20 protein-coding genes and 1 tRNA gene are annotated in these 23,471 nt (G+C 55.3%); 9 read left to right on the forward strand and 12 right to left on the reverse strand.

From position 1 onward, the window contains the following. The first annotated feature begins 38 nt into the window (after window positions 1–38). The 3 genes from Poly51_RS29000 (at window position 39) to Poly51_RS29010 (ending at window position 1,969) form a co-directional block, all read left to right on the forward strand. Window positions 39–470 (forward strand): TadE/TadG family type IV pilus assembly protein, encoded by a 432-nt coding sequence (locus Poly51_RS29000; RefSeq protein ID WP_146462458.1) that lies wholly within the window; start codon window positions 39–41, stop codon window positions 468–470. An 83-nt stretch (window positions 471–553) separates the two neighbouring features. Further along, window positions 554–1,537: a vWA domain-containing protein gene (locus Poly51_RS29005; RefSeq protein WP_146462459.1), complete on the forward strand. Its 984-nt coding sequence runs from the start codon at window positions 554–556 to the stop codon at window positions 1,535–1,537. Window positions 1,538–1,564: 27 nt separating this feature from the next. Then, window positions 1,565–1,969, forward strand: coding sequence for a TadE/TadG family type IV pilus assembly protein (locus Poly51_RS29010; protein ID WP_146462460.1), 405 nt, complete (start codon window positions 1,565–1,567; stop codon window positions 1,967–1,969). 24 nt (window positions 1,970–1,993) lie between these two features. Here Poly51_RS29010 and Poly51_RS29015 read toward each other — a convergent pair whose 3' ends face one another. Then, window positions 1,994–2,461 (reverse strand): DUF2203 domain-containing protein, encoded by a 468-nt coding sequence (locus Poly51_RS29015; protein ID WP_146462461.1) that lies wholly within the window; start codon window positions 2,459–2,461, stop codon window positions 1,994–1,996. Window positions 2,462–2,935: 474 nt separating this feature from the next. Here Poly51_RS29015 and csrA point away from each other — a divergent pair, with 474 nt between their 5' ends. From csrA to ligA, 3 genes are all read left to right on the forward strand, one after another. Next, a complete protein-coding gene (gene csrA / locus Poly51_RS29020) occupies window positions 2,936–3,172 on the forward strand; it encodes a carbon storage regulator CsrA (protein ID WP_146462462.1) in 237 nt (78 codons plus the stop codon). Between the two features lie 262 nt (window positions 3,173–3,434). Beyond that, window positions 3,435–3,507: transfer RNA gene (locus tag Poly51_RS29025), tRNA-Glu, on the forward strand. 185 nt (window positions 3,508–3,692) lie between these two features. Further along, entirely contained in the window at window positions 3,693–5,765 is a 2,073-nt protein-coding gene (gene ligA, locus Poly51_RS29030) for an NAD-dependent DNA ligase LigA (protein ID WP_146462463.1), read from the forward strand. Here ligA and Poly51_RS29035 read toward each other — a convergent pair. The 3 genes from Poly51_RS29035 to dcd form a co-directional block, all read right to left on the reverse strand. Then, window positions 5,762–7,846 carry a M50 family metallopeptidase gene (locus tag Poly51_RS29035; protein WP_146462464.1) on the reverse strand — a complete coding sequence of 695 codons (2,085 nt, stop codon included), beginning with the start codon at window positions 7,844–7,846 and terminating at the stop codon, window positions 5,762–5,764. The two genes, ligA and Poly51_RS29035, sit on opposite strands and share 4 nt — an antisense overlap. A gap of 155 nt (window positions 7,847–8,001) precedes the next feature. After that, a complete protein-coding gene (locus tag Poly51_RS29040) occupies window positions 8,002–10,113 on the reverse strand; it encodes an efflux RND transporter periplasmic adaptor subunit (protein WP_146462465.1) in 2,112 nt (703 codons plus the stop codon). A 258-nt stretch (window positions 10,114–10,371) separates the two neighbouring features. Beyond that, window positions 10,372–10,950: a dCTP deaminase gene (dcd, locus tag Poly51_RS29045; protein WP_146462466.1), complete on the reverse strand. Its 579-nt coding sequence runs from the start codon at window positions 10,948–10,950 to the stop codon at window positions 10,372–10,374. Between the two features lie 214 nt (window positions 10,951–11,164). Here dcd and Poly51_RS29050 point away from each other — a divergent pair, with 214 nt between their 5' ends. Together Poly51_RS29050 and Poly51_RS29055 are read left to right on the forward strand one after the other, a co-directional pair. Continuing rightward, entirely contained in the window at window positions 11,165–11,905 is a 741-nt protein-coding gene (locus tag Poly51_RS29050; RefSeq protein ID WP_146462467.1) for a Bax inhibitor-1/YccA family protein, read from the forward strand. A gap of 93 nt (window positions 11,906–11,998) precedes the next feature. After that, entirely contained in the window at window positions 11,999–12,736 is a 738-nt protein-coding gene (locus Poly51_RS29055) for an LON peptidase substrate-binding domain-containing protein (protein ID WP_146462468.1), read from the forward strand. 18 nt (window positions 12,737–12,754) lie between these two features. Here Poly51_RS29055 and Poly51_RS29060 read toward each other — a convergent pair whose 3' ends face one another. After that, window positions 12,755–13,600, reverse strand: a complete 846-nt coding sequence (locus tag Poly51_RS29060; protein WP_146462469.1) for an alpha/beta hydrolase — start codon at window positions 13,598–13,600, stop codon at window positions 12,755–12,757. A gap of 76 nt (window positions 13,601–13,676) precedes the next feature. On the opposite strand from Poly51_RS29060, the gene Poly51_RS29065 reads away from it, so the two are divergent. After that, the gene (locus Poly51_RS29065) at window positions 13,677–14,123 is read left to right on the forward strand and encodes a hypothetical protein (RefSeq protein ID WP_186775895.1); all 447 of its coding nucleotides are present in this window, start codon (window positions 13,677–13,679) and stop codon (window positions 14,121–14,123) included. A gap of 60 nt (window positions 14,124–14,183) precedes the next feature. Here Poly51_RS29065 and Poly51_RS29070 read toward each other — a convergent pair whose 3' ends face one another. From Poly51_RS29070 to Poly51_RS29100, 7 genes are all read right to left on the reverse strand, one after another. Beyond that, window positions 14,184–17,105, reverse strand: a complete 2,922-nt coding sequence (locus Poly51_RS29070) for a PSD1 and planctomycete cytochrome C domain-containing protein (protein ID WP_186775896.1) — start codon at window positions 17,103–17,105, stop codon at window positions 14,184–14,186. 88 nt (window positions 17,106–17,193) lie between these two features. Then, window positions 17,194–17,586: a VOC family protein gene (locus Poly51_RS29075; protein WP_146462472.1), complete on the reverse strand. Its 393-nt coding sequence runs from the start codon at window positions 17,584–17,586 to the stop codon at window positions 17,194–17,196. 68 nt (window positions 17,587–17,654) lie between these two features. Then, window positions 17,655–18,296, reverse strand: a complete 642-nt coding sequence (locus Poly51_RS29080) for a hypothetical protein (protein WP_146462473.1) — start codon at window positions 18,294–18,296, stop codon at window positions 17,655–17,657. A gap of 431 nt (window positions 18,297–18,727) precedes the next feature. Further along, window positions 18,728–19,294: a DUF1697 domain-containing protein gene (locus Poly51_RS29085; RefSeq protein ID WP_146462474.1), complete on the reverse strand. Its 567-nt coding sequence runs from the start codon at window positions 19,292–19,294 to the stop codon at window positions 18,728–18,730. Between the two features lie 84 nt (window positions 19,295–19,378). Continuing rightward, on the reverse strand, window positions 19,379–19,993 hold the full coding sequence (locus tag Poly51_RS29090; protein ID WP_146462475.1) for a GNAT family N-acetyltransferase: 615 nt from the start codon (window positions 19,991–19,993) through the stop codon (window positions 19,379–19,381). 260 nt (window positions 19,994–20,253) lie between these two features. Then, entirely contained in the window at window positions 20,254–21,657 is a 1,404-nt protein-coding gene (locus Poly51_RS29095; protein WP_246114853.1) for a sulfatase family protein, read from the reverse strand. Window positions 21,658–21,824: 167 nt separating this feature from the next. Continuing rightward, entirely contained in the window at window positions 21,825–23,429 is a 1,605-nt protein-coding gene (locus tag Poly51_RS29100; RefSeq protein ID WP_146462476.1) for a sulfatase family protein, read from the reverse strand. Window positions 23,430–23,471: the final 42 nt, after the last annotated feature.

Genomic DNA, 23,471 nt, shown 5'->3' on the forward strand with positions numbered 1-23,471 from the left:
CCTTCGAGTTGATTGCCTTCATTTTGGTTCCGTGGATCATGTCCCATATTCCTTCAAGTCCTATTGTCCAACGGCGACGCCGATTTTCAACAAAGCGTCGCGGTGTCGCGGCGGTTGAGTTCGCGGTCTGCTTGCCAGTACTGGTGCTGTTGGTTTTTGGATCCATCGAAGCGGCGAGTTTCATTTTTCTGAAACAGTCGTTGAACGTAGCCGCGTACGAAGCCATTCGCGAATCGATTCGTGTCGGCAGCGACAATGCTGCCGGCGAAAACCGCGCCATCAACATTTTGTCAGCCCGGAACGTGAACGACTTCGTCGTCAGTTTCCCCAACGGCGAAGCCCTTGATGCTGATCGTGGTGACGAAGTTGTCGTCGAAGTGAGCGCCCCCACGTCGACCAATAGCCCTCTCGCTGGCCAGTTCGTGGCCAATCGAGTTTTGACTGCCCGCATTGTGATGGTAAAAGAGTAAACACCCTGATGAACACAACTCGTCTCCTCAACACGTCTCTATTTGCCCGCCCAACCCGCCGTGGATGTGATCGTCGCGGTGCCATGCTAGTTCTGATCGTCGTCATGATGATTGGGTTCATGGTCGCCGTCGCTTTCTCCGTCGACGTCGCGCAAATGCACCTGTCTCGAACAGAACTGCGGTCGGCAACCGACGCAGCATCCAAGGCAGCGGCTGCACGTTTGGCCGAAACGCTCGACCAAAACCAAGCGATTGCCGAAGGACAACGAATCGCAGCCGCGAACACCGTCAACGGTGAACCGTTGTTGTTGGACGGCGGTGACTTCACCTTCGGACGCAGCGACATCCAACCCAGCGGGAAATTCGCCTTTTCGCAAGGCGGTTCGCCGCAAAACAGCGTCGCGGTCAACGGCCGGCGAACGACCGGTTCTCTTTCGGGCCCCGTTCCATTGTTCTTTGGAAACATATTCGGCGTCAACTTCTTTGAACCGGTTAGCAACGCGACCGCAACCTACATCGAACGTGACATCGTGTTGGTGGTTGACCGCAGCGGTTCGATGAGGGGACAAAAGTTCGCAGATTTGCAAACAGCGATCGACACGTTCATCACCACGCTCGATGGTACGCCCGTCGATGAGAAAGTGGGGCTCGCTTCGTACAGCCAATTCGCATCCGAAGACGTTGCGTTGACGGAAGACTTGACCCAGATCAGCAGTGGAATGGCAGCCCTTAGCGTCGGCGGACTCACCAGCATTTCACGCGGCATTCAAGCCGGTGCAAACGTGATGGCGGGAAGCGCGGGAACGCAATTCGTCGAACAGACGTACATCGTCATGACGGACGGTATCCACAACACCGCTGCCGAACCACGAATCATCGCCTCATCGCTAGCTGCTCCAAACGTAACCATTCACACGATCACATTCGGCATTGACGCGGACCAACCGCGAATGCGTGAAGTCGCGTTGATCGGCGGCGGACGTCACTTCCACGCCGATACCGGTTTGCAATTGATCGAAGTCTATCGCGAAATCGCGTTGACGCTCAGCACGATCATGACCGAGTAACCTAAGCAAGAACACCGGATCATCACTATGAAACGCTCTTCAAAATCGAATCAACGCCGAGGCACCACCGCAGTCGAATTTGCGATGGTGGCACCGCTGTTGTTCTTGTTCTTTTTTGCGGCAATGGAGTTTGTCCGCGTCGCGATGATTCGCCATACCGCCGACAACGCCGTATACGAAGGATGCCGGATCGGAATCATTCCCGGTGCGACAAACGCGGAAATTCGAACCGAGACCCTTCGCATCATGAGCTCGCTCGGGGTCAACAATGTCACTTTGAACGTGACACCGGCATTGATCGATGACCGAACCGACGAAGTCACCGTGCAAATCGAAATCCCCCTGGATTCCAACAGCTACGTGCCCAACAAATTCGTCGCCGGACGGTCGATCGTCCGCGAACTGACGCTCCGCCGTGAAGGCAACCGATAGCCGTTGAAACGGATCAGTCGAAGACTAACAGCCGACGGTCGTCGCGTCCCACTTTTTGCGGTCGCGCGACGTCTGGCCCAATTCATGCCAGTATTCCACGCGATCGTCGTCTGGTAACCAACAAAGAAAAACAGGCCGGCGGTTCAATTGCGCCGGAAAGTCGACGGATCCATCAAAAGGCTCGTGGGCTTCGACACCGAACGACGCCAGCTCGTCTTGGTACGACTTCAACTGATTGACGTCCTGGGCCAGCGAATCTCGCATATCCGACACCTCATCGAGGTATGCCTGACCGTTGAAGGTCTCGGGCAACGCGTCGATGGCACGCAGCTGCTCCTTCTGGGTGGCTACAGATGCGCTCAATCGTGCAAGATCACGAACGATTCGACGGACCAACGGCAGCGTCTTTGTGGCGCGAGCGGGGGTGTAGGAAATCGACTGAAGTGGATTTCCGTCGTTCGAGTCGTGGGTCTGATTGATGGCGCGAACCATGGGAATACCTTTTCCAAAGGGAGAAGAGGCGATCTCAACTGTGTAAGTGTTATGACGAGTCAAACCGTCAAACGGTTCCGGTTTGCAAACAGAATGAAGTCACCGTCCAACGGAACAAACTCTACGCACATCCGCTCCACGGACCACCAACAAAACATTTTCGGCGCCAAAACGCCGTGAAACTGTCCAATTGAAAGCATTTCCGCACGGTTTTAGCGATTCTGTGTCAAAACGGCCGTGGGAAGGGCAAAATTTATCACTTGTCAAGGCGGGATTCCTTGACGCGCCCAAATTTTGACCTAGAGTTGCAAGTGTCGGAAACAGCGAATACGCACGGAAAGAATTCGCGGGCACAACCGGCCTACGTAGCGGTGAAGCAGGAATCAGGGTCGATTCTAGAATCCTGCACGACATCGGAAATGTAGGCACGCACGAGAAACAAAAAATTGGGCCGGTTAAGGTAAAGGACGGAACATGCTGGTTTTATCAAGAAAAAAGAACGAAAGTATCGTCATCAACAACGACATCAAGATCGTTGTTGTTGAAATCCGTGGTGACAAGGTTCGGCTGGGTGTGGAAGCACCCCGTGAAGTGCCGGTTCACCGCCGCGAAGTCTATGACGCGATCCAGCGAAGTCTGGAAGCGGGTGAGTTGACCGTCGAGTCAACTGATACGCCCGTTGAATCGGGCGATGCCCCTATTGAATCATAGTTGAACGTCGATCGGCGCTTCCCAAAAGGAGCGTCGTTTGCGTTCCTTTCGGCGAGCGGGGTTGTTCAGTCGATTGCGTGAAAATAATTAGCGAAGTCGCGTTCCTGCGACGCTGATTTTCACCATCTGTTGTTCCTCAGCAAGAATTTCTAGCGGGCGGCCATCACCGCCTTGACGGGTTCGCCGTCACTTCGCTACAACGGTGCCCACAAGGACATTTGGAGCCGAATCATTGGCCCGCAACTGTCGTTGTTACATTGACGGTCCCTTCGTCTAGTGGTCTAGGACACTGCCCTTTCACGGCGGCAACACGGGTTCGAACCCCGTAGGGATCATCTCTGTTTCGGCTCTCACGTCGAAACACAAAAAGCTCGCTATATGCGAGCTTTTTTTATGCGCCGTGGACACGTACGTTAGCCACCGTCACCTGCTTTCGGTTGTATCGCAAATGTGAGAAAATTCAGAAACGTTGCCAACTCGGCACGCAACTCGACTTTTCTACGAAGTGAACCAAACCACCATGGCTACTTCTGCTGCGAAGCGTATCGAACAATTGCGTGGCGAGATTCGCCGCCTCGACCATCTCTATTACGTCGAGGCGACACCCGAGGTTTCAGACCTTGCATACGATCGGCTGCTTGAGGAACTCAAGGAACTTGAGGCCGCGAATCCTCAGTTCGCGTCGCCCGATTCACCAACGCAGCGCGTCGGCGACGCCCCCGTCGATCACTTGGTTCAAGTTCCACACTCCGTGCCGATGTTGTCGATCGATAATACGTACAGCCGCGAGGAACTGAAGTCCTATTTTGATCGAACCGAAAAGCTGCTCGACGGCGAACCCATCGAATGGGTGATGGAATACAAAATCGACGGCGTCGCCGGATCGATCCGGTACGAAGGCGGCGCGATGACATTGGCCCTGACGCGTGGCAACGGCGATGTTGGCGATGACATCACGCACAACATTCGCACGATCCGAGATCTGCCGTTGGCAATGGTCGGGCAAAAGATCCCGCCGGTGATCGAAGTTCGCGGCGAAGTTTACATGACCAACGCCGACTTGGCCGACCTGAATCTGCGGCAAGCCCAATCCGGTGAAGAACCCTACAAAAACACCCGCAACGTAACGGCCGGAACAATCAGGTTGCTGGATCCGGCAATCGCGGCACAGCGAAAGCTGCGATTTTTCTGTCACGGCGTGGGACAAACCGACGGACTGAAAGCAAAAACACACATCGAATTTTTGCGTGAAGTTGGACAATTGGGTATTCCGCCCACTCCCGACGTGCAACTGTTCCCAAATTCTGCGGCCGCACTGGAAGCCGTGGCCGCGCTCGAAGAAGAAATGCCCGAGTTGCCATTCGAAGTCGACGGGATTGTTTTCAAGGTCAACGACTTCAACCAACGCGATCGACTGGGAATGCGAAGCAAGAGCCCACGCTGGTTGATCGCTTACAAATTCGAACGCTACGAAGCGTCGACCATCCTGACCTCGATCACCGTCCAAGTCGGTAAAACGGGAACCATCACCCCGGTCGCCAATTTGACTCCGGTCGATATTGCCGACACCACTGTATCCCGCGCTTCGTTGCACAACGCCGATGAAATCGAACGGCTTGACGTCCGCGAGGGCGATACCGTGATCGTCGAAAAAGCGGGAAAGATCATTCCGAAAGTGGTCCGCGTCGAAAAGCATCTTCGCAAAACCGATCTGCCGAAATGGACATTCCCGACGGAATGCCCACAGTGCGAATCGGAACTGGTGCGTGATGAAGGCGGCGTCTACATCCGCTGTCCCAATCCATCGTGCCCGGCCCAATTGCGCCAACGTTTGGTCTACTTTGGAAGCCGGACCGGCATGGATATTGATGGACTCGGCGAAGAAGTCGTTGATTTGTTGATGAGCCATCGATTGATCGAAGGCTATGCCGACCTCTACCGCCTGAACGTCGATCAAGTAGCAGCGCTGGCATGGCCCAAACAGCGTAAGGGCAAAGACGGCGCGATGATCGATGTTCTCTTCGGTCAACTCAACGCGGAAGCCTTGATTCGCGGTATCGATGCCAGCCGTGATCGTGGATTGGCGCGCGTGCTGTCGTCCATTTCGATTCGTCACGTGGGGCCGCGTGTCGCCAAGCTGATTTCTCGAGTCCACTTCACGATCGGTAAGTTGATGGACGCGTCGATCGATGATCTGGCGTCGATACACGAAATAGGCGATCGAATCGCCAAGAGTGTCGTCGAATTTTGCAGTAGTCCAACCGGCAGGCAACTTTTCGCGGACCTTGAAACGGTGGGCGTCAAGCTGTCCGACCCCGAGCCAGAGAAGATCGAAGGCAGTCCCATCGTGGGCAAGTCGGTCGTGGTGACCGGCACGCTGAAACAGTTCAAGCGGGACGAGATCAAAGGGTTGATCGAAAAACTCGGTGGCCGGGCATCATCGAGCGTCAGCAAAAAGACAGACTTCCTCTTAGCCGGCGAAAAAGCGGGCAGCAAGTTGGAAAAGGCGGAAAAACTAGGCGTGAAGATCATCACCGAAGATGAGTTTCAAGCAATGCTCGACAATGCGTCGAGCGACTCCGAATCAGTCTAACGGAATCGCAACAAGCCGCTCAGCCATCTCGATGCTCGGCCGACGATCGAAACCGGCGCCGCATCGATTCGTGTCGTTGCCATCGCCCCGGTGATTAGCGGTGCGTTGTCAGCTTTTCCCAGCTCGACACGGACCACGTACGAGGTCTCCAGAGGGTTCTGGGACCGAGCCGCTCGCACGTCATCGCGTCGATCGGCGTTCTGAATCTCGTCCCATTCGCTGTGTGCGATTTCGACGACGGTTCCGGAAAATTTCTCGGAAGGCATTGTCTCCAGGACCATCTTCACTTTCGCTCCCACAGCGATTCGTTCGACCTGGCTCTGTTGCAAAACAATCTCCGCATCCCAAGCGTCATCGCCAAGGATCGTCATTAATTCATGCCCCGATTCCAAGTAACAGCGGTCGTTCTTCGCATCCGTCGGAAAACCGGACCAACTGATCAAGCGGTTTTCGACGGCCGATTGAGAATCGAACGCGCGGTGGGGTGCCGCGATCAACCTGCCACTGCTAGTTGCCTTGATCGCCAAACCGCTGCGACGTTGCGAATGAGTTGCAAGCTGCGCCGTCAGGTCTTGCAACAGTGATTCCTGCATCGGCAATTCGTTTGCAATTTCCGGCACATCGAAGGCGGCACGCTTCATCGATTCGACCATCAATGTCTGACTCTTGTGCCGACCCTGAATCCTTTGGAATTGCATTTCAATGTCAGAGTTTTCCAGTCTCGCAATCACCTCACCTTGTTGCACGGCGTCGCCGGGGCGTTTTTCTAGAACGCTTAGAGTGCCCGCGGTCGCGACGTAAATCGGCGTTTCGTTGCGCGGAACAATCTTGGCTGTCGACGAGACGCCCGACGGCAGCGGGACGAACGAAAACGCGACCAACGCAGCGGTAAGTGCGGTGGTGATCATCAATCGGTTCATGCGAATGTTTTTTCGGCGTGCGGGATTTCGAAAGAATTTGAAGGGGCCACGGAGCGTCGCGAACAACATTCCCCCTGCGGCGAACGCACATAGCACTCGGCCGACCGACTCGAGGCCGTAGGGACGAAGCAACGTCGCCACCAACCATAGGATCGCCAGCGTCAGCGACCATCGATACACGAACGCCGCAACCGCATAGACGAGCAGACTAACGCGTTCGAAGCCGGACATCGGTTCATCGGTCAACTCATCAACACCGAACAACGCTCGGTTGGCGTGACCCGACAACAGACGACGTGACTTTTCACCCAAATTGGGAACGTCCACCAAGTCGGACAAAACGAAATATCCGTCGTAGCGAAGCAGCGGGTTTGCGTTGAACAGTACTGTGCTGACGCTGCAGACCAACATCACATTCATGGCGACGTAGTGGACCATTCCCGGCGCCGTCGAGGCCCAAACCAACGTCGCAATCGATGCCAAGAAGACTTCCGTAGCGATGCCCGCCAATCCGACGGCCGCGCGCTGAAAACGACTGGGCAGCATCCATGAATCGGACGTGTCGCAGTAGAGCGCCGGTGTAAACACCAACAGCATCGGCCCGATCTGGTGACACTCGCCGCCGAAGTGTTTGCACATGATGGCATGTCCTAGCTCGTGCAGCACCTTCGTAACGCCAATCACGCACGCCAACACCAGCATGGCTTCCAAACGAATCCAACTCCCCATCGCCGGGAATTGCGCCGCAAACGTATCGAAGTGAATCACGAAAACGGCTGCAGCCAAAGCAAGCGTTAACAGGAACGCGGCTGTGCCGAATCGACCCAAAAACGGTCGCACCAAGGGATACAGTCGCTTGAGCAGCGGTTCGGGATCGACCCCCGGGAATCGAATGAATAGCAAGCCGGATAGATGGCCGATCCATTTTTGACGAATCTCTTTTTGCGCACGTTCGCGAAGCCGATCGCCCTGGAGCGCGACATCCGAAATCGTCAGACTGATTTGGTGAAAGCGAAAGACCAGTTGGTTCAACTCGGCCGTCGTGACTTTCTGTGGACGATAGGCGTCCTCGTAAGCCAAGCGAATCTCTTCCAGCGTTCGCTCGCCATCCAGTTGCTCCAGCACAAAGTACTCATCCGGTCGAAGGCGATGGTACTTCATCGCGATTGGATCCTTGACCACGACCGCCGATTCATGCTTGTGTGTGGTCCGGACGACCTTCAAATCCAACCGCCTGCGTACGTTCAACCGATGGCCCGCGGAAGTGGGTTTCGTTGGCGTGGGCGGAACGGGACGAAGTTGGTTCAAAACAGTCCCTAGAAGTAGAACAAGACGTTGCGATGGACAAAGTCAAAGACGTCGCCGAACCAACTCCTCAAGATCGATCGTCGACCACAAGCAATCTTTGCCGTCACATCGGCGCCGCTGCGCATTTCGCTCGCATTGAATGAATCAAATCGAACGACGTTTTCGGGATCCATGTGGATCACCGCCGCCGCGTCGACGACCTGTTGTCCGGTATCGTCCATTCGCGAAGCGGTAGCGATTTCCTCAAGCGATGCTGAAAAAGTCGATTCGGGCAGGGTTGCAACCGCGAACTCGATCGGCAACTGCGGGTTCGATTTGGAAGCCTCGATCACGGTTCCAGCATCACGATCAGGAACCTTCAGCTTTAAAGTCCAGGGTCCGGTTGGGTCGACGACCGAGACAAGAAGGTTGCCGCGGCCGATCGGGCGGTCAGCCAATCGTCGGGACAATTGCCATCCGACGACCTGGCCGGAAATTGGGCTCGTGATCTGAAGTTCTTTTTGTTGAGCTGCCAATATCGTGCGTTGACCTCGAAGGTTGGCCAGTTCACTTTCCACTTGCATCAACTCGATGGCCATGCGACCGGACTGGCTCGGATCTGATTCGCCGCTCAGTCGGACCGCTTCGATGGACGCCAATCGCGATATCGCCGTTTGGATCTCGCCCCACAACGCTTCGGCGCGGCTTTCTAAGTCTGCGTTCTCGAGCGCAACCAACACGTCGCCTGCTTGTACATATTGGCCATCGTTCACCAAGACATTCTTGACAGTGCCGTCGATGGTTGCGAACACATCGCGTCGGTGACTCGGTTCGGCGGTACCACTGACGACGACATGGTGCGTGACGTTGATCAGAACAGATGCCGTTGCCATCGACGCAAGTGCGATCAATGCAGCGACAACCCACGGCAATCGCCCATTGCCAATCAGCTTTCCAACACCCTTCCACAATCCAAGCCCAAAAACGCTTTGATGTTCCAACGAGTTTCGCAGCGCCAACGTCGCTTCGCTGGCAACGATGTTCATCGGTAACGTGACAGACGCGGGAACGTCGCCGCCGAAGTACTCCAGCATGATGACGCCGATGCACGGGCCATCGCCTGAGAACGGATCGAAATCACCTGCTTCGACGCCATCGGCATCCTCACTCGGTACATGCAGCGGCAAGATGATTGCCGAGGTGACGGCAGTTTCGTCAAGATAGTCGTCCAGTGGCTGTTGAATCTGGGGCGGAATCAAGTCGCCGCCCGGCAATACCAGCGGCCGCGACATCACGACGGCAGCGTTCGTCAACCGTTCGACACAGCGAACTGCATTCCCTCGTTTATCCACGACCGTCACACCGCTAACCGCAGCAACGCGAAGTTTCGATCCCCGTCGTTTCAACACCGTTACGCGATCCGACCCGAGCAGCCGTCGTGATTCGTTCGCGATACGGAAGCATGTCGCATCAAGATCCAGGTCGAGGTGCAGTACACGCAAGGACCGATTGCCGGCAAGTCCGCGAGGCTCCTCTGGTGCAATCAGCTGTTGCGATTCGACCGTGTCGCTTGGTGCAGTGGTTGATCGCTTTCCTGATGCGACTGGAAACTGATCCACCAACGATCGTGCCGCTTCGCCATAGGTTTGCAAGAGCCGCAGGTCTTCGATCTGGGTGATTGCCGACGGTCGACTTCGCAGCGGGTATACCAACAACAGCGCCGCTCGCGATGGCGTCGCTGCCACTTCGATCCTCAGCCCACGTGCCATCGCATCACCGGCCGGAAACTCGATTGACTCGTTGTTCGAATCGGAATCCGTTTCGATCGGGATGTTGCAGGCCACGGGAGAACTGCTAGCCGACGCCAACAAACCCAGCAACTCGTCACGCGAAATCTGGGAGGACAGCGCCGGATCGGCAACCAACATCATCGGCGCCGACCAATGGGCGGCTTCAATGGCGACCAATCCGCATCGAAAGTTTTCGACGATCTCTGCCGCCAGACGTTTGTAAAAGTCAGTCCGGTCTTCCGCAACCTCCGCCATCGCGTGGACACGGTCCCATATCAGCGTCGACCCCGTCGCGGTCCCAGGCGGTCGCGTTGTCGGAGAAGTCTCGGTGGGCTCAGAAGAAGTGCTCAAGGCAGCGTCTGCGGCGGCGAGTGGAAAAGTGAAGCGGTTCGAACCGCCGAAAGTTCCTCACAAGCTACTCCCAGCCGTATCCAACCTTGCCACTAGAGTACCCCCCAGAGACGCCAAACTCAACAAATTGCGTCGAATGCGCAGTTTGTCGCGATTAAATTGGCCTGCCGACGCGGACCAAAACTGCTGCTGACCGGGCCAAATTGTATTGCACATGCTGACTTGACGAACGCCCATCACGACCTTGGGACCAAGCGTCTAGCGGGCCCCGTGCAACAGTTCATCGAATTTCAGTTCCAACTGCGTTTCGTTGACTTCGGCGCCGAGTTCGCGAAACATCTGGCTGGGACGAATATCACGGCTGTTTTGATATTTCTCACTGGAATAGCCTTCGCAAGTGCCCTCCAGGCCAAGGTAATAGATCTGACAAACCTCCATCCCCGCGTAGATCCGGACCGGCTGAACGCAATGCATTTCTAGTGTCCAGGTCCCGCAATATCCAGCGTCGCCCAGGCTGCCGCCCGGATTGATGAACAAACCCAATCGGCCCAACGAACTACGGCCCTGGATCATGGGAACCAAGCCGTGGGTTTCGGTGTACTCGACGGTCCGACCCAAAAACAGCTGGTTTGGCTGCAGCGTCAGCCCCTCTTCCGGGATCTCGATACGCCGATATCGGTTGGGCGATGCCGCGTCGAGAACGACTTCCTCATAGACCAACAACTCGTTGTGGAGCGACAAGTTGTAGCTATTCGGGTTGAGCCGAGCCTCGTCGAACGGTTCAATTCGTAGCGTATCGTTCTGGCGCCGCCGAATCTCATCACCTGAAAGAAGCATGATCGCCTAACTGGGGCTCGGGCTGGTCGGTTGGAAAGTTCCCGCATTGTCCGACATCGCGTTGGTCGAGTCAATCATTTACTCTCCCATCAATACCACAAGTCGACGTATATTGAGGCCGTTGCGACATCAGTTTCGGAATGATTGGAAAATCCTCTCAATCTGACGGCCCCGCCAACCCAATATCTAGACACCACCGCACGGAAAGAACCCAATGCAAATCGATAGCCCGAACCCATACGCCGTTTCCTCCATGGGCACGCCCGCTGCATTCGCGGCCGAGAATGAACGTTTAGGGTTCATCCGGAAGACGTACGCTCACATGACCGGCGCCATCCTGGCCTTGATCGCGATCGAAGCCGTGCTGTTTGCCGTCGTTCCTGCTGCGACGATGAACGCACTGGTCGGCCGCATGCTGGGCGGTTTTGGCTGGATGATTGTTCTCGGACTGTTCATGGGAGTCAGCTGGATTGCACGCAGATGGGCGAACAGCAGTACATCGAAGGGAATGCAGTACGCGGGCCTCAGTCTGTACGTTTTCGCCCAAGCAATCATCCTGCTGCCGATGTTGTATGTCTGCATTCGCGTCATGGGCGAACCCAATCTGCCCATCATGGCGGCTGCGATCACCGCGGTGTGCTTTGTCGGTCTGACCGCGTTCGTGTTCGTCACCGGCGCGGATTTGGCTAGTTGGGGCAAGTTTCTGGCGCTCGGCGGTTTTGTCGCAATGGGAGTCATTGTCGCCGGAATCGCGTTCGGCTTCTCGCTTGGCCTTTGGTTCAGCGGTTTGATGGTCGCGCTGGCATGTGGTTACATCCTCTACGACACGTCAAACATTCTGCATCACTACAACACATCGCAATATGTTGCTGCTTCGCTTGCCCTGTTCGCATCGGTTGTGTTGTTGTTCTGGTACGTGCTTCAATTGTTGATGGCTTTTTCCAGCAACGATTGATCGGCGGCTTGGACGACGCACACTGCGTTCGGTTTTCCTCACTGTCACCGCGAACCAACGTTTGCGGCCAGAAACCATGCGAAACTTGGAACCATGCACAACTTGGATGACATCACGAATCTGCCCGACGACTTCGACAGTCGCGTTTGCTTGTTCCCATTGCCAGAGTTGGTGCTCTTTCCTCACGCGATGCAACCGCTGCACGTTTTCGAGCCACGTTATACCGAGATGTTGGCCGAGTCTTTGGCGAGCGATCGATTGATTGCGATGGCTACCTTGACGGGCGGGATCGCGGCAATGCCCAACCAGAGTCCACCAATCGCGTCGACCGTTTGCATCGGACGAATTGTTTCGCATGCCGATCTTGGCGATGATCGCCACAACATTCTGTTGGTCGGGGCGAAACGTGCAAAGGTCGTTTCAGAACTCGATGCCGGCCGGACTTTTCGCATTGCTGAAGTCGACGTCAATGACGATATCTATCCGCCAATCGGTGCGGAACACAGGTTGGATTTAAAGCGAAGTCTGCTGGACGCGTTTGCCGAAATCATTCCGGCCAGCCAGAGTGTGCAACAAAACTTGCACGAATTGATGGCCGGACAAATGGGCCTTGGCCCAATCACTGACATCATCGCCTACACACTTCCATTTGAAGTCGAAGCGAAATTGCAACTTCTTGCCGAGCCTGACGTTGATGCACGGGCACGATCCCTTGTGCGGTTGCTGCGAAAAGGCGCCGTGAAATTGCATTCGCTATCACACGAAGAACAGTCGTTCAAAAACGATGATCCCAACGACGAAAAGTTTCCGCCAAAGTTCAGCCTGAACTGAACCAAGACTGCTCGGGGTTCAGCCCTGGCTCTCGCAGATGCGTTTTACAAAGTTCAACATCAGCGGGTGGGCTGGCTTCGCCATTTCTCCGTGGTTGAAACCTTCTAGCTCGAACAGGTCAACATCTTTATGGCCGACTTCCTTTAACATCCGCCACAAGTAGGCGTTCTCTTCGTATCGGCCGATCATCTCCATGTCGCGATCGCCGCTGATCAACAGAATGGGCGGCGCATCGCCGCGAACGTGGAACAGGGGTGACATGTCGTCAACAATCGGTTGCTTGTTACCGATCCCACGTTCCGCTCGAACGGTAAAGTGAGTGACGGCCTGGCCGCTCATCGGGATCAGCCCCGCCAAGTCGTCCGCGTTCACGTCGTGGGCTGCCAAGTAGTGGCGATCCAAACCGACCATGCACGTCAAATAGCCTCCCGCCGAATGCCCACTCACAAAAACTCTCGATCGGGAACCACCGAAGCGCTCAATGTTTTTGATCGTCCAAGCGACCGCGGCGGCGGCGTCTTCGACATATTCAGGCGACTTTGCGCCGGGGTGCAGTCGGTAATTTGCCGCGACGATGGCAACGCCCTGGTTCTTAAGTTCGCTAGGAATCGACTTGTTTCCCGATTTCAATCCGCCACCGTGAAACCACACGATCGTTGGAAAGTCCTTTTCGACACTGGGATAGTAAACGTCCAATCGGCATCGTTCATTCATCGCATCCGTCACGCCTTCGCCAACACGATACAGAATGTCCGTGTCGGTTGTAAAGTTTGTTGACTTCGGCGATTTATCTTGAGCAAGATTGCTCGTCGCAAACGCGATTGCGAAAAATCCAATCAGACCGACTCTCTGGACGTTGACCATGCAAGTTTCTCATGCTGTAACTGGGAGCAACAAAATCGAATACCGAGTAAAAGAGTAGCATTCTTAAGACGCAAAGGTGGGACGCGCCACTGGCACACCGCAATCAGGCGTGTACGTCGTGACCGCGATGAATCAGAGTATGACGTTGAGCAAAGATCAAAACCCGTATTCATCGACCGCTGCCTCGGACCGCACACAGGGTAGCGATCGTGACCATTCGACTTGGGCGAGAAACTTTGCTTGCTTGCTTGTGATCGCTACTGGCTATTGCGGAATCTTGATTCTCGCTACGACGATGGGACTAACTCGGCTGTCGCATTTACAAATGTTACTTGCCGCCGTCGCTTTCATTGCCTCGACATGGTCCAACTTTCAAGTTGGTGCTAGGATCGGATGGCGACAAGGCGGGATGCCCGTGATGGTCATTCTCGTTTTTGGATGGGGGTGTTTTTACATCCTAGCGTCGATGCTGCTTTCTATCGTGGCGTTTGCCGTGCTCCACCTACCCAATTTGCCATTCTGAACACACGGCTTTGCGAACACCCCAACGTCGAAGAAATCGTTGGGCACGGATTTCGCTCTCTCAGTACACGTACACAAACTCATTGCTATTCATCAAAACCAAGCAAACGTCGGCTAGCGCGAATGTCGCACGATCTACTTCATCCGCCTGCAAATCGGCAACAAAATCGTCTACCGCGTGAAGCGTTTCGACGAAGGTGAACTTTTCGCCGGTGTTTTCCTCCACGGCTTCGCGAACGACCTCCCGAGGTGGACGTTGGCTGGGAATCGCCTTGGGCGGCATCAAAGACTCAACGTGCTTCCAGTGCGACAGGCAACGGTCGATTTCTGCATCGGTGACCTCGCGGCCAAACAGGCATTTGTAGAGACTGCGAATCATTTCCGGTCGATCGCCGCCGTTTTTCGCGGCCTCGCTTGCCAACGCCAAAGCTCTCGCATTCGTGCTATTGCTGTTGAACATCGCGAATACTTGCGGTGTGACTGTCGAAGTGTCTCGGCGCTCGCAAGAAAAATCAGGCGACGGCGCGTTAAAGACTTCTAGGCTGGGGTCAACCAGACCACGAAGTTTCAAGACGTACAGCGAGCGGCGGTTGCGCTGGTCCGGTTTGGGGTTTGGAGTCCACGCGGCCGCAAAGGTCCCCATGACCTGACGCGGCTGCAGCGCAACTTCTGAGTTGATGATGGGACGGCAAGGGATGCCGCCAATCTTAAGATTCAGCTCTCCGCTAACGCTCAACATTGAATCGCGGAGTTCTTCCGCACTCAAACGCCTTGGCAGGAACGCTGCATATGACGCCGTCGCAAGAGCAAGAGTATCACGGTCAGTGGTCTCACTTGCTTCCGCGCCGCGATCGTATTGGCAGGATCGGCAGTAAGCATCTGAATTCATGATCACCCGATGCAAGCTCTTGATCGACCAACCGCTCCTCACCAGTTCTACAGCCAGCCAATCGAGAAGCTCGGGATGGGTCGGCCGCTTACCGGTCGAACCAAAGTTATTGGGGTTACCCGCAATCGCAGTCCCAAAATGCCATTGCCAAACTCGGTTGACAATCACGCGTGTGGTGAGCGGATTCTTCGGGTTCGCAATCCAATCAGCGAGTGCCGTCCTGCGTCCGTCGATGGTCTGTGGAATGTTCGCGCGGACCTGATCGGCAATGACGCTCAGCACACCCGGCTGCACAGCATCGCCCTCGGCAAACGGATCGCCGCCGGTGTGGATCGCGGAATGCTCGAGATCGCCATCGGTCGGATCCTTCGCAGGCCGAAGCGGTTGATTGACCGACCTAAGTGATCGGGTGTGGCCGTTATAGACAGAATGTGCGAACGGTTTGTACCGGTCAAATTCCCACACCAACCGTTCCAAACCCTTGCCCGCGACACGCTCACGCCCGTATTGCTGGGTGGTGAACCCGACGTTGACGGGCGGCAGGTCTGTCTGTTCGACGCCCGCATCCATCAAGGCGCTGCGGACAGACTTAAAAATGTTTTGCACTCGCCCTTTTTTCTTGGCTTCGGCAACGGCGTCGTCCCATCGTTTGGAATCACGCTGGTTGGTACTGAACCATTCCTGAGCGTTCGCCAACAATACAGATTGCATCTGCCGCTTGGTCTCTCGGTACTCGGCTTGCCGAAGTTCCAAATACTTCTTTTCGTCGAAACCGCTCACGTTTTCTTCGCGGGAAAATTTAACCGGACGCTCCGCCAACTGCGTTGTCGCAAACACCGCTTGGACGCTGTAGTAGTCACGGGTCGGAATCGGATCGAATTTGTGATCGTGGCAGCGACAACATTGCAACGATTGACCAAGAAATGTTTCACCGACGCTGTTGGTCACGTCGTCAAGGAAACGCATTCTGGCAACCTTCGCCACTTCCATGGCCGTTAATTCCCATGGCCCCATGCGAAGAAAACCGGTGGCGATGACACTGTCCGAATCGTCCGGTCCGATTTCGTCACCCGCGATCTGTTCGCGGACGAATCGGTCGTACGGTTTGTCAGTATTGAATGATCGCGTCACATAGTCGCGAAACCGCCAAGCGTTGCCGCGTTCATAGTCGTTAGCAAATCCGGATGAATCGGCATAGCGAGTGACATCGAGCCAATGCTGGGCCATCCGTTCGCCGTAGTGAGGCGATTCAAGCAACCGATCGACGAGCATCGCGAACGCCGTCTCGTCGTCGGCGGAATCGTTCAGAAACGCTGCCACTTCGTCAGGCTTCGGCGGCAATCCGGTCAAGTCGAACGTCGCTCGGCGAATCAATGTACGTCGATCAGCTCGCGCCGCAACGCCTATCCCCTCCGGCATCGCATCGGCAATGAAGCGATCAATTTGCTGGCTCTTCCGTCGCACGTGATCGCGTTCGTTTTCGTCGACTCGCATGGACTCCTCGCCTAAACTCGACGAGCTAACAGGAAGTGGCTGGTACGCCCACAACCCAGCCGGGTCATAGCGTCGGTCGGTCCAACTTCCGTCCAATCCGCCGGATGTTTTCACCGTCACGCCATCTTCGACAGACCATGCATCAGCATACTTGGCCTCGATGAACCTGATCCGTTCTTCGGAAGGCCACGTCGCTCCGGTCTCAATCCAACGACGAAGCCATTGGAGTTGTTCTGCGTCCAGCGCTTCGCTCTCCTTGGGCGGCATCGCCGAAAATTCATCCTCGCTCCGCGCCGCCGCCAGGTAGATCGAACTCGCGTCGGATTCGCCCGGCACGATTCCTCGCTCGCCGCTATCACCACCACGGGCGAGTGCCTCAAACGTTCGGAAGTCAATACCGCCTTCCACGCCGTCGGGCTCCTGACCGTGGCAGCCGATGCACTTTTCGCGGAACAGGGGCGCGATGCGGCGTGCGAATAGAACTTCGCTTTCGTAGGTCAGCGATGGCTCGTCCGCTTGAACCCGAAAAGTGACCAGTGACAGCACCACGCCCAGGCATATCCGAAGAATGCTTGCGGTGAGACCTCGTTGCGACTTCATGGCGGTTACTGGCATAGGTTTTTGAACTGTATAGGCCCCAACCCGAAAAGTTTAACATAGACGCGATACCCGCCGGCCTATGTGCCGGTCAACTGTTTACGGGCGTACACAGCTCAATCAACGTCCCATCGGGCGATCGTACATAGGCTACCGTTTGACCCCACGGTTTCGTGACCGGTTCACCAATGGTGGTCGCACCCGCAGCCTCCGCACGCGCGACTGATCCGGAAACATCATCGGTTACAAAAGCGACTTCGATTCCAGCGGGCTGTGGAAGATCCGCGAGCGGTGTATAGCCGTTCGGAAAATTTGACTGCCCAAGCGAGTGTGCAGCAAATGCCAGCGTCGTCTCGCCCGTGTCCAGTTCGGCGTAGTCACCACCGTCATGAATGAATCGCGTCGCGAAGCCAAACGCGTCGGAGTAAAACTTAATCGCGGTGCTGACCTCAGCGACGTAGACGATGGTGTACCCAAACTTCATAGAAACGCTTTTCGTTGTCAACGAGTAAAACTGAAACTCACAGATTGTCGCCTAACGTAGCCCCGCGGTCAAACTCTTTCCAATCTCTCTTGCAACGCTTGCAGGGTTTGAAAGCCTTCGCCCAGAAAGGCTCGCATCGCGTCAACGGTGTGTTCAACCTGTTTGTGTTTGCGAAAGTAAACGAACAGCCCGTTCGTCGCTTCGAAAGATATGCCGGGTCGCGAGGCAAAGTGGTCAAGCAGCGGCCGGTCAAGTAACTCACGGACCGACGCTTCATTGTCCGCTTTCAGAACGAACGCGTTGGAAAACTCGGGATGATCATGGAAATCGATGTCTTGCATTCCGATCATGCTGCCAAGTCGATCCAATGTTCCCTCGGGGCGCAAGTGGAACGTCGGCAACTTCAAATCGGTCGCTAACACTGCCGCGATGGTCTCTCGGTGGACGCGCCGGTTCTTCCCGTGTCCTGTCGTGTATTGGTAGTCAAACAAGTTGATGCAGACATCGGAGGTTTCAGCGACCAGCAAATTTGTGATCTGTTGCTTTCGGCCAATCGCGAATTGGGGAAGCGGCGAAAGTCGGGTGGCAAGCGACAAGCCGGTCGGAAACTCCTGAAAAACCAAGTTCAATTCTTGGGCCACTTCACCCAATGTGGTACGGCGTTGCTCTTCCTTCTTCTTCTGGTGACGGTGAAAAAGTACCCCGATCATCACCATAGGCACGATCCAGCCAGCGTGGAGTACGATGAAAAACAAACCGGCATTGCGTCTTATCCAGTTTCGGTCGTCACGCCTCACTTTCGCCGCTTTCCTGGGGCCTGGTTCAAGCGGACCGACGTCTGCCTTCGTCTCCGTGACTCGGTCGTTTTGCGAGTTTTTATCCTGAGCATGCGCAACGTTGCTTGTCGAAGCGATCCAGACGCAGATTCCAGCCACCAGCAACCGGACCAGCACAGCGGGAGCGCGGCAAGACGAATGGGCAATCGACTTTGGGACCATGAAAACAAGGTACTTTCTGCGAGGAACGTAAAACGCGCTGGTTGCGAGAACTGACCAGATTGATAGCCGTCAAATGCCGTCTTGCATCCGATCCGGTAACATCCGAATTCGATCAAATTCCGCCAACCATTGCGACTCCAGTTTTACCTAGTCGATCGACACTTTGACGCTCTGCCTGCATTCAGCTTCGCCGCCAAATGGTGGATCGTCTTGTAGTTGCGAGCCGTTGTCGCCACACCAAGTTTGCGTTCAACTGCCGATGCAAGCTTAGAACGCCCGAAACCGTCGGGTGCGTGCAAGTAGAAAACACTATCGACCAACTGATAGCGTTCTGTCGATGTGGCGAGGCTTGCAAGCCCGTCGTTGTCGGGTGACGTCGGGACAGAATCAAGAAAGAAGAAGTGGAGCGTCTTCGGGTCGACGACAGCATCTGGAAACGGGTTATTCGCGATCGCGGAATGGAATTCGGCGGCAGTCAAAAGCAAGACGGTCGGACGAAAGCCAAATTCCGATTCAGTAGCGTCGCCAACCAAACGGGTAAGCTTGGCTTTCGACTTGGCAGCAGAATCGAACAGCACGTTTCCGCTTTGGATATACGTTTGCACCGATCGGCAACCGATCGATTCCAACGCCAACCTCAACGGAGCCATCGGCATCTTGTTCCGACCGCCGACGTTGATTCCTCGAAACAGAGCGATCCAGGTATTCATCAGGCTTCAGCTAAATCTTTTTCTTGTGACAAGAGAACAGCATCGTTCGGCAGCAAATCCCAGCGGACGCAAACGTCTGGTCTCTTACGATACTTTGACGGCGGTTGCGCGTTCCAGCGTAGCGGAAGCTCCGAAACCGAGAAGCCAACGCAGATAACCGAATCGTTCGATTCGCGTTACCGCGAAACCGTTTCGCTCATACATTCTGCGGGCGTTCGGGTTCGTCTCCACCACATCTAGCCGTACCGACTCGAAACCACTTATCCCTGCGAACTGCATCAGTTCATGAAGTAGTTGCGTCCCGACGCCTTGGCCACGCATCGAGGGATCCACAACGATACCATCCATCAACAACTGTCCGTTGGTGAGCGATCGCTCATACAAGCTGAATACGAGCGCGGCCCAGTTTCCGCGAATCACTCCAGCGTGCTTGATCAAAGAGCTGTAGGTCATCCCGTCGGTCAACGATCCCTCATGCGTCTTGTACCCAGCCAACCCAATGAGTCCATCGTCTTTGATCGCAGCGAATGCGTAGTCAAGATTCAGCGATTCCGACAACAACGCATGGCGATGTTCGGCACAAGGAATCGCAACGGCGAACTTCGGACCAAACGCGTCTTCGTACAGTGCCGCAGCAGGCAATCGCATCGCCTCGGGAATTCCGTGAACGATCGTGAAATCAATGGGAACGTGAGTCATGGAGCCTACCGGTGGGCAACCCTGCAAAGCAATAACTGGCAGCGAAACTCGTGATCCGAAACGTAGCCAATGTTATCGAATGAGCATGCCTATCCATTCGTTCTTGATGTAAATAAGATCAAAAAAACTGTTTGCAATCCGTCCTCGGCGCGAAACGTATTTGCGCAATTGTCACTTGCTTCAACGAGTGTCGCCGAGATAGAACGGTAAGTCATTGCGTTGAATTCATGATTGTCTTGATTTCAAGCATAGAGCATGGCTTAGTACTTTCCGTTGGTGCCGAACGTTTCCTGCTTCGATGGTCGCGGTCGCACCCTTACGCTGTGGTCTGGCTCGCCGGTGACTCGATGGAACTCGTCCGGCGTCCGTTTGCTTGGCAGATAGTCACCGGTTTGTTCCGTCCACGCGGCAAGTTCCGCAGTCATCCGCTCTTGGATCGATGTGTAGGCGGGATCGTCCATCAAATTCTTAAGCTCGCCCGGATCTCGCTGGAGGTCGAACAGTTCCCATTCGGGGCGAGGGGCTCGGAAGCATGTTTGTTGCTGTGGCGTCAACTCGCCCGCGTTCTCCAGCTTCAACATGTTTTGCCATGACAGTCCGCGTCCCGCATCGGCGGACGGCGTCGGCGGAAGGTCGGGGTAATCGTTTCGAATCAGTTTGTATTGATGGTCGACGATGCAGCGAGCGTGATCTTCGTAATCGTGCCAGTGATCTTCGGCAAATGCGAATTGACGATGGGATCGGGTCGGATCGAATAGCACCGACGCAAAGCTCTTTGCTTCCCTATCGCCAAACGCATCCCAACCGGGTTCACCCGCGAGCTCCAAAAAAGTCTTTGCGATGTCCACGGAACTGACAAGCGCATCCGTCGTATTCCCCGCCACAATTCTGGCTGGCCAACGGACGATCCATGGCGTTCGAATGCCGCCGTCGTACAGACTTGTTTTATCACGAGGAAAAGGCCGACCGTTGTCGCTGATGAACAACACCACTGTGTTCTCGGCAACGCCCTGATGGTTCAGCTTCGCCATCACCTTCCCAACGTAGGAGTCCAGGCGTCCGATTTCGTCGTAGTACAAACGCAAGTCTTCGCGAACATCAGCCGTGTCGGGCAAGTGCGCTGGAACGATCACGTCTTCGGCACGGTGCGGTGGATCGAGTGCGCCGTCAGTGTATTCACGGTGCGGATCGAGCGCCGCCAACCACATGCAAAACGGTTTCGACATGTCACGCTCCTCCAGTGCCCTTTCCCAATCCTCGCAACCACTGGGTTGATCCGCAATCATTTTTGGCGGTTCACCGTCGATGCCCGACGGCAAGACGAAACCCGCCGTCGACGCTTCGTAGACTTTGTCGAAGTGGTCACGGATGAAATCGCCCATGTGCCACTTTCCAGCCGCGGCGGTGTAGTACCCTCGCGATCGCAGCGCGTTGGTGAATGTCTTGCTTCCCGCCGGGATCGGCCAATGAAGCTGTTCTGCGCCCGTGTTGTGCGGGTATTGGCCGGTGATGATGCTTGCTCGCGACGGACTACACGAATTCGTCGTCAAGTACGCGTGTCGGAACCGCAATCCCTCGCCGGCAAGCCGATCGAGATTCGGCGTGCGGATGGCGGGATGCCCGTAGGCGCCGCAATCGTCCCAGTTCATATCGTCAGCGATCATCAACACAAAACTGGGGGATGCCGACGCGGATTCACCGCTGTCGGTACGACCTTGGCACCACCCCAGTTGCGAGAAAACGATCGATCCCGCGACAGCGACAAGACCGCCCAGCAATCGCAGATAATTCGCAGCCATCGTTGTCCGCACACTTTGATCAATCATGTTGTTCACTGTTTCTTACCCGCTTTTTGCTTGTTCGGCTTTGGTTTCTTTTTTGACTTCGAATGAACCACGCCAGGTCGCGGCATCACTTCGTCGGGCGCGCGAAACACATAGGGCTCCCAAGTCGCCAGCGTACTTTCCCATTCAGCTAAAGTTCTGGTGGGATACCACGCGGGCCAGCCATGTTTGTTGAAGTCATAATTGCCAGCGTTATCCGTCACCCAATCGTTCACCGTCGAATCGGGATTGGATTCGGGGAAGACATCGACGGCGCGAAATTCATCGGTCACACCTTGGTCGTGAATCACGTTCTCTCGCCAATCGTTCAATTCTTTCAGGAGCTCGGCCTGAACGTCAGCGTATTTTGGGTCGCCCGCCAGATTTCGAACCTCGAACGGATCGCTGCGCAGATCAAACAGCTCAACTTCGGGCTTGGTTGCCCCCATGAAAACGGCTTGTTCGGGTGTCAGATCGCCCTTCATGTTCATGACGTTCAGTGCCGCCAGCATCGGATACGAACCTTCTTTGTACCGATTGAATTGGCACCAAGGACGCTCTGGCATCAAATTCTGGATCAACTTGAAATCGCGAGACCGAATCGCACGCATTGAATCGTGCGTTTCGTCCATCTTGTCGCGAGCTGCAAAAACATACTTGCGATTCTTTACTTCGTCGCTGAACAGACTCTTTCCGTGTAGCGGAACCGGCGCCTTGATGCCAGCGGCTTCCAGAATCGTTGCACAGATGTCGATCGACATGACCAAATCGCTGCTGACTTGTCCGGGCTGAACTTTGCCGGGCCAACGCATGATCATCGGGATGCGAATGCCGCCATCGTACAAGAACTGCTTCCCGCGAATGTGGCACCGTCCATGGTCACCAAGGAAGAACACGATCGTGTTTTCGGAAAGGCCCTCGTCATCAAGTCGCTTCAGCAATGCACCGATTTTACGATCGACGACTTGCATCTGCTCGAGCCCGTTCGCCCAATCGCGGCGACAGAACGGTGTATCGGGGTAGTACGGCGGCAGTTCGACGTCGCTAATATCGATCGATCGTTCGGGATCGCGATTCCAAGCCCGGTGCGTCTCGCCAAACGTCATTCTTGCAAAGAATGGCTGGTCGGGTTTTCGCTCAGACCAATCCTCACCCATGAACAATTCCGACTTGCTGTCGGGCGTGAAGTTGCAATCGGTCTTGTAACTCATCAGAGCCGTGAAATAGCCCGCGTCTTGAAACAGATGCGGAATCGGCTTGATCCCATGCGGCAGCGGTTTCTTGTTGTATTCGCGGTGTTGGTTCGCACCGATGTAGTTTTGATGGAACCCCGTCATCATCGCCGATCGAGAAGTCGAACAAACCGGCGACGTAGTAAATGCGGATTCGTAACGGATGCCTTGCGATGCGAGCTTGTCGACATGCGGCGTCTGGATTCCTTTTGTTCCATAGCAGGACAAATCCGGCGACCAGTCTTCGATCATGACCCAAAGGATGTTTGGCCGACGGGATTCGTGGTCGCTTGACTCGTCCGCATTCACGGGCGAGTTTGCGACCATCGCGAATAGGACCATACCGATGGCATGAAACATCGCCGCATTTCTGATTTTCATTGAGGACTTCACTTCGCTCTCGAGTCACGTGTCAACGGCCGG

The organism is Rubripirellula tenax (assembly GCF_007860125.1).
Lineage (GTDB): Bacteria > Planctomycetota > Planctomycetia > Pirellulales > Pirellulaceae > Rubripirellula > Rubripirellula tenax.